The organism is Paenibacillus sp. JNUCC 34, from assembly GCF_058269055.1.
In genome coordinates this window covers 5,950,849-5,957,500 of record NZ_CM177770.1, presented here as the reverse complement: position 1 = coordinate 5,957,500, position 6,652 = coordinate 5,950,849, and the positions used below count along the sequence as shown (strand labels likewise).

Genomic DNA, 6,652 nt, shown 5'->3' with positions numbered 1-6,652 from the left:
CCGGTGCTGGAAGGTTAAGGGGAGTGGTTAGGAGCAATCCGAAGCTATGAACCGAAGCCCCAGTAAACGGCGGCCGTAACTATAACGGTCCTAAGGTAGCGAAATTCCTTGTCAGGTAAATTCTGACCCGCACGAATGGCGTAACGATTTGGGCGCTGTCTCAACGAGAGATCCGGTGAAATTTTAATACCTGTGAAGATGCAGGTTACCCGCGACAAGACGGAAAGACCCCATGGAGCTTTACTGCAGCTTGATATTGGATTTGGGTACGATCTGTACAGGATAGGTGGGAGCCTAAGAAACAGGAGCGCAAGCTTCTGTGGAGGCGCCGTTGGGATACCACCCTGATCGTATCTAGGTTCTAACCTAGTACCGTAAACCGGTGCGGGGACAGTGTCTGGTGGGCAGTTTGACTGGGGCGGTCGCCTCCTAAAGAGTAACGGAGGCGCCCCAAGGTTCCCTCAGAATGGTTGGAAATCATTCGAAGAGTGCAAAGGCATAAGGGAGCTTGACTGCGAGACCTACAAGTCGAGCAGGGACGAAAGTCGGGCTTAGTGATCCGGTGGTACCGCATGGAAGGGCCATCGCTCAACGGATAAAAGCTACCCTGGGGATAACAGGCTTATCTCCCCCAAGAGTCCACATCGACGGGGAGGTTTGGCACCTCGATGTCGGCTCATCGCATCCTGGGGCTGAAGTAGGTCCCAAGGGTTGGGCTGTTCGCCCATTAAAGCGGTACGCGAGCTGGGTTCAGAACGTCGTGAGACAGTTCGGTCCCTATCTGTCGTGGGCGTAGGAAATTTGAGAGGAGCTGTCCTTAGTACGAGAGGACCGGGATGGACGTACCGCTGGTGCACCAGTTGTTCCGCCAGGAGCATGGCTGGGTAGCTACGTACGGAAGGGATAAGCGCTGAAAGCATCTAAGCGTGAAGCCCCCCTCAAGATGAGATTTCCCAACTAGTAAGACCCCTTGAAGACGACGAGGTAGATAGGTTGGAGGTGGAAGTGCAGCAATGCATGGAGCTGACCAATACTAATCGGTCGAGGGCTTATCCTACAAGCTTTATGAAGTGAAGCTTGCATCGAAAGCATACGCTTTGAACTACGGTGTGAGTTACTTCGAAGCACTAATCGCAAATAACGTTTCGTATCTAGTTTTCAAGTGATCAAACACTTGATCCGTTTGGTGGCGATAGCGGAAGGGTTCCACGCGTACCCATCCCGAACACGACCGTTAAGCCTTCCAGCGCCGATGGTACTTGGACCGAAGGGTCCCGGGAGAGTAGGACGTCGCCAAGCGAACAACCGGAAAAATCACTATCGAGCAATCGATAGTGATTTTTTTTATAAGAAATTATAAACATCGGAGAAAACTACAACCTTATCTCGCAAGAAAAACAACCGCTAAGTGCGGTCTGTCTTCATTGAGGTACATCGATGGACGTTTTTCTTCTGTTTATTTCAGGAAGCGCTTCAGTAAGTTTTAATGGATGTTTTCACTTTATTTGGGGGAAAATATGTGATGTGTCCATTCTCAGGAGACAGATTCTCTTGGGTGAGATCGTTTTATGAGACCATATAAAGGACCTATTCTTTTCTTGACAGCCTATAGGGCCTTTGCTAAGATGGCAATAATATATTTTTGAAAATAATTATGAAAATGCCGTCCGGCCTAGTTCTGACAGGATTTTGAAGTCCGCCGGAAGACGACAAAAAGGAGGAATAACCCAGGTGTGGGAAGATAAGTTTAGCAAGGAAGGCTTTACTTTTGACGATGTATTGTTGGTTCCTAGAAAATCAGTGGTACTGCCCAAGGAAGTGGATGTATCGACGAGATTGAGTGAGCAGGTGAAGCTGAACATTCCATTAATGAGTGCGGGAATGGATACAGTTACAGAAGCTCCTTTGGCAATCGCTATTGCCAGAGAAGGTGGAATCGGCATTATTCATAAAAATATGAGCGTAGAACAACAAGCTGAGGAAGTAGATCGGGTTAAGCGCTCTGAAAGCGGCGTAATCACCAATCCGTTCTCCCTGAGAGCGGATCATTTAGTATCCGATGCGGAGAACGTAATGTCTAAATTCCGCATATCGGGTGTTCCAATTGTAGACGAGGGTAACAAACTGATCGGTATTTTGACTAATCGCGATCTTCGCTTTGTGCACGACTACAGCATTGCGATCAGCGAAGTAATGACCAGCGAGAACCTGGTAACAGCACCCGTGGGAACGACACTTGAGGATGCTGAGACCATTTTACAGAAGCATAAAATTGAAAAGCTTCCGCTTGTGGACGATAATAATGTTCTTAAAGGACTTATTACCATTAAAGATATTGAAAAAGCAATTAAATTCCCAAATGCAGCCAAAGACGCGCAAGGACGATTGCTTGTCGGGGCAGCCATCGGCATCTCAAAAGATACATTTGATCGTGCTGAAGCGTTGGTTAAAGCCGGTGTAGATCTGATTACGGTTGATTCCGCACACGGACACCATATCAATATTATCGAAGCTGTACGCAAACTGCGTGAGCTGTATCCGCAGCTGACCATTGTAGCTGGAAACGTAGCAACAGGCGAAGCTACCAGAGAGCTGATTGAAGCCGGTGCTTCTGTCGTTAAGGTGGGTATCGGGCCAGGATCTATTTGTACAACTCGTGTTATTGCTGGTATTGGTGTACCGCAAATTACAGCGATTTACGATTGTGCAGCAGTTGCAAGAAAATATAACATTCCTATTATCGCAGATGGCGGTATCAAATACTCTGGAGAAATCACCAAGGCTATTGCGGCAGGCGCTAGTGCCGTTATGCTCGGTAGTATGTTTGCAGGAACCGAGGAAAGCCCTGGTGAAGCCGAGATCTATCAAGGACGACGCTTTAAGGCTTACCGCGGCATGGGTTCCCTCGCTGCGATGAAACAAGGCAGTAAAGATCGCTACTTCCAGGATGATGACAAGAAGCTTGTTCCGGAAGGAATTGAGGGCCGTGTTGCTTACAAAGGACCTTTGGCTGACACGATCCATCAACTGATTGGAGGCTTGCGTTCCGGTATGGGCTACTGTGGAACAGGAAACCTGGAGCAGCTGACCAATGATACACAGTTCATCCGGATAACTGGCGCCGGTCTTCGTGAAAGCCATCCGCATGATATTCAAATCACGAAGGAAGCACCGAACTACTCTTTATAGAATAAAGATGCTTCACTTCTGTTCCCGAGATGACATAAATAATGAAACATTTCGGTTGTTATAGGAATGCATGAGTTCACATGCAAGTGCTTTTGAATAAACCAATAGGGACGCGATAGTTTAATCGCCGATCGTAAAGAAGGACAAGCCGGTTGAAATGTATCCGGCTTGTCCTTTTTTTGATAACCCCCCTGTGATAGAATAGAACAAGCAAACGATTTATTGAGTTAAGAGGGGAGTTATATCATTTGAAATCTAAGACTGTAAGAAAAAATAAGCGTCCTATCGTACAACGAACTATAGCATCGGTGATGCTTATGAATATACTATGTCTTTCTTCCATTCCTGCTCTGGCACTTGCCGAGCCGGTCACGGTGGCTACCGCCGAGAAGAAGGAAACTACATCAACAGAGGCGAAAGCGACTAAAACAGCAAAAGCAGATAAAGTTCCTTCTATTGATACACTTGGACTGCAAGTAAGATCGGCTGTGCTGATGGAGCCTACGACGGGACAGGTGCTTCTATCGTTAAATGCTGATAACGCACTCCCGCCTGCTAGTATGACAAAAATGATGACGGAATATATTGTCCAGCATGAAATTAAGCAAGGGAATTTAAGCTGGGATACGGTAGTGACCGTACATGAAAATGCGGCTAAGAGTGGTGGTTCTCGTATATTTCTGGCTGTGAATGACCAGCATACGGTGGAAGAACTCTACATTGCTATGGCCGTAGGCTCAGCGAATGATGCAACCGTTGCGCTGGCTGAACATATTGCGGGCTCTGAGCAGGAATTCGTTAAATTAATGAATGAGAACGCGAAACGCATGGGTATGAAAACAGCCTATTTTATCAATGCTACCGGTCTGAGCCGTGCCGACATGCCTGAGAAATATCGTCCGGAAGGTGAAGAGGAAACAGTGATGTCTGCTATGGACACGGCAAAGTTGGTCAAGTTCATCGTGGAAGAACATCCTGAATTTTCGAAATATACAACGATTCAATCGTTCAAGTTCCGTGAACGTGATAGGGATCCAATTATTAACTTAAACTGGATGCTGGAAGCGAATAAAAATGTGCCAAACTTCCGCTCTTTTGCCTATGAGGGACTGGACGGCATGAAAACAGGCTTCACCGAAGAAGCAAAGAACACTTTTGCAGGAACCGCTGAGCGTGACGGTATGCGTCTGATCAGTGTCGTGATGGGAGCCGAGACCAAAGCTTCACGCTTTACCGAAACACGCAAATTACTCGACTACGGCTTTAATAACTTTGAAGTCAAGCAGATTGTTGATGAAAATACAGTTGTTGAGGGATTTGAAACGGTTGACGTAAAAAAGGGTAAAGAAACAGAGGTCAAGCTCGTTACCAACAAACCACTCAGCTTCATGGTACCGAAGGGCTCTGACGGAAGCAGTGTTACGTTTGAAGGTAAAATCGACAATGAGAACCTGACAGCCCCTGTTAAAAAGGGTACCAAAGCAGGAACGGCCACTTACAGCTATAAAATTGAGGGCATGAAAAACGTCCAAAAGGGAACCGTGGATCTCGTAACGTATGAAGATACCGAAAAAGCAGGCTGGTTTAAGCTCTTTTTGCGAGCCATTCAGCAGTTCTTTGTAGACCTGTTCGAATCCATTAAAAATCTTTTCTAATGCATTTTAAAATATAAGAAAGTATAAGAATATATTTCATACTTGTTTTATATTTCTCGCAGGAATGCCGTCGCCCTTTGAAAAGGGTGATGACGTCATTTCTTCTTGAATTCCGAGTAAATGGGTTGCCTATTTGTTACCCGTGGGGTAAAATTACAAGTTAGATTATAGATTTAATGAAAAACAAGATAAGTGACTATTTCGGGAGGCTAGGGACATGGAAACGGGAACAGCTACTGTAAAAAGAGGTATGGCAGAAATGCAAAAAGGCGGCGTCATCATGGACGTCATGAATGCGGAACAGGCAAAAGTCGCTGAAGCAGCTGGGGCTACAGCAGTTATGGCACTGGAGCGCGTGCCTTCCGATATTCGTGCGGCTGGGGGAGTTGCCCGTATGGCCGATCCGACCATCGTTGAAGAAGTAATGAAGGTTGTATCTATTCCGGTTATGGCTAAGGCCCGTATCGGTCATTATGTAGAAGCAAAAGTTCTGGAATCGCTAGGTGTAGACTACCTTGATGAGAGTGAAGTTTTGACACCAGCTGATGAAGTATTCCATATCGACAAGTGGGATTTCACTGTACCTTTTGTCTGCGGTGCTAAAGATCTGGGTGAAGCGCTCCGCCGGATAGGGGAAGGCGCATCCATGATCCGTACAAAAGGCGAGCCAGGAACAGGTAATATCGTTGAAGCTGTACGCCATATGCGTTTCATCAACAGCCAAATCCGTAAGGTACAGAGTATGTCCAAGGACGAGCTGTATGCTGAAGCTAAAAACCTGGGTGTATCTTACGATCTGCTGAAAGTTGTTCAGGAGAATGGTAAACTTCCAGTCGTTAACTTCGCTGCAGGCGGAGTTGCAACTCCTTCGGATGCCGCACTTATGATGCATTTGGGTGCAGATGGAGTATTTGTGGGATCTGGTATTTTCAAATCGGATAACCCTGAGAAATTCGCTCGCGCGATCGTGGAAGCTACGACCCACTTTAATGATTATAAATTGATTGCCGAAGTATCTAAGAACCTGGGTACACCGATGAAAGGCATCGAAATTTCCAAACTGTCCCCATCCGAACGTATGTCGGACCGCGGCTGGTAAGAGAGAAGGATCAGCATGAGAATTGGAGTACTTGCACTTCAGGGAGCGGTTGCTGAACACATCCGCAGTATTACTAAGGCTGGCGCGGAGGGCGTTCCGATCAAACGAATCGAGCAGCTGGAGACGATTGACGGTCTGATTATACCTGGTGGCGAAAGCACGACGATCGGTAAACTGATGCGTAAGTATGGGTTTATCGATGCGATACGTCAATTCTCGGCGAAGGGTAAACCTTTATTCGGTACATGTGCCGGTCTAATTGTGCTGGCTAAAGAGATCGACAGCGGTGAAGAGGCGCATTTAGGGCTGATGGATATCAAAGTTGCCCGGAACGCCTTTGGACGCCAACGGGAGAGCTTTGAGACTGAGCTAGCGGTAAAAGGAATAGAGGAACCTGTTCGCGCCGTATTTATCCGTGCTCCACTCATTATGGAAGTTGGAGAAGGTGTGGATATCCTCTCTGCCTTTAACGATGAGATCGTGACCGCTCGGCAGGGGGCCGTACTTGTGGCTTCCTATCATCCGGAATTGACGGATGATTACCGTCTTCATCAGTATTTTGTAGACATGGTGAAGGATGCTGCCTTGTCAGCAAAATAGTAAATTCGGTTATTGAAAAAGCATCTTGACTCTTTTTTAAGGGTCAAGTTTGTTTTTTTCTTGATTTTTCAATAAAATATATAGAATGAAGTAACAATAATTCGTTACA

The 6,652-nt window shown here is 46.5% G+C and carries 4 protein-coding genes and 2 rRNA genes (1 of these 6 cut by a window edge); all 6 read left to right on the top strand.

What is annotated here, in order from left to right; genetic code table 11:
* Positions 1-1,057, top strand: a 23S ribosomal RNA gene (locus tag AC2TF5_RS27500); it begins 1,872 nt to the left of the window's first position.
* Positions 1,058-1,182: 125 nt separating this feature from the next.
* Positions 1,183-1,299 (top strand): 5S ribosomal RNA (rrf, locus tag AC2TF5_RS27495).
* Positions 1,300-1,731: 432 nt separating this feature from the next.
* On the top strand, positions 1,732-3,189 hold the full coding sequence (guaB, locus tag AC2TF5_RS27490; protein ID WP_491300213.1) for an IMP dehydrogenase: 1,458 nt from the start codon (positions 1,732-1,734) through the stop codon (positions 3,187-3,189).
* 311 nt (positions 3,190-3,500) lie between these two features.
* Positions 3,501-4,844, top strand: coding sequence for a D-alanyl-D-alanine carboxypeptidase family protein (locus AC2TF5_RS27485; protein ID WP_491303027.1), 1,344 nt, complete (start codon positions 3,501-3,503; stop codon positions 4,842-4,844).
* Between the two features lie 217 nt (positions 4,845-5,061).
* Positions 5,062-5,943, top strand: coding sequence for a pyridoxal 5'-phosphate synthase lyase subunit PdxS (pdxS, locus tag AC2TF5_RS27480; protein WP_491300212.1), 882 nt, complete (start codon positions 5,062-5,064; stop codon positions 5,941-5,943).
* A 15-nt stretch (positions 5,944-5,958) separates the two neighbouring features.
* Positions 5,959-6,543, top strand: a complete 585-nt coding sequence (gene pdxT, locus AC2TF5_RS27475; RefSeq protein ID WP_491300211.1) for a pyridoxal 5'-phosphate synthase glutaminase subunit PdxT — start codon at positions 5,959-5,961, stop codon at positions 6,541-6,543.
* Positions 6,544-6,652: the final 109 nt, after the last annotated feature.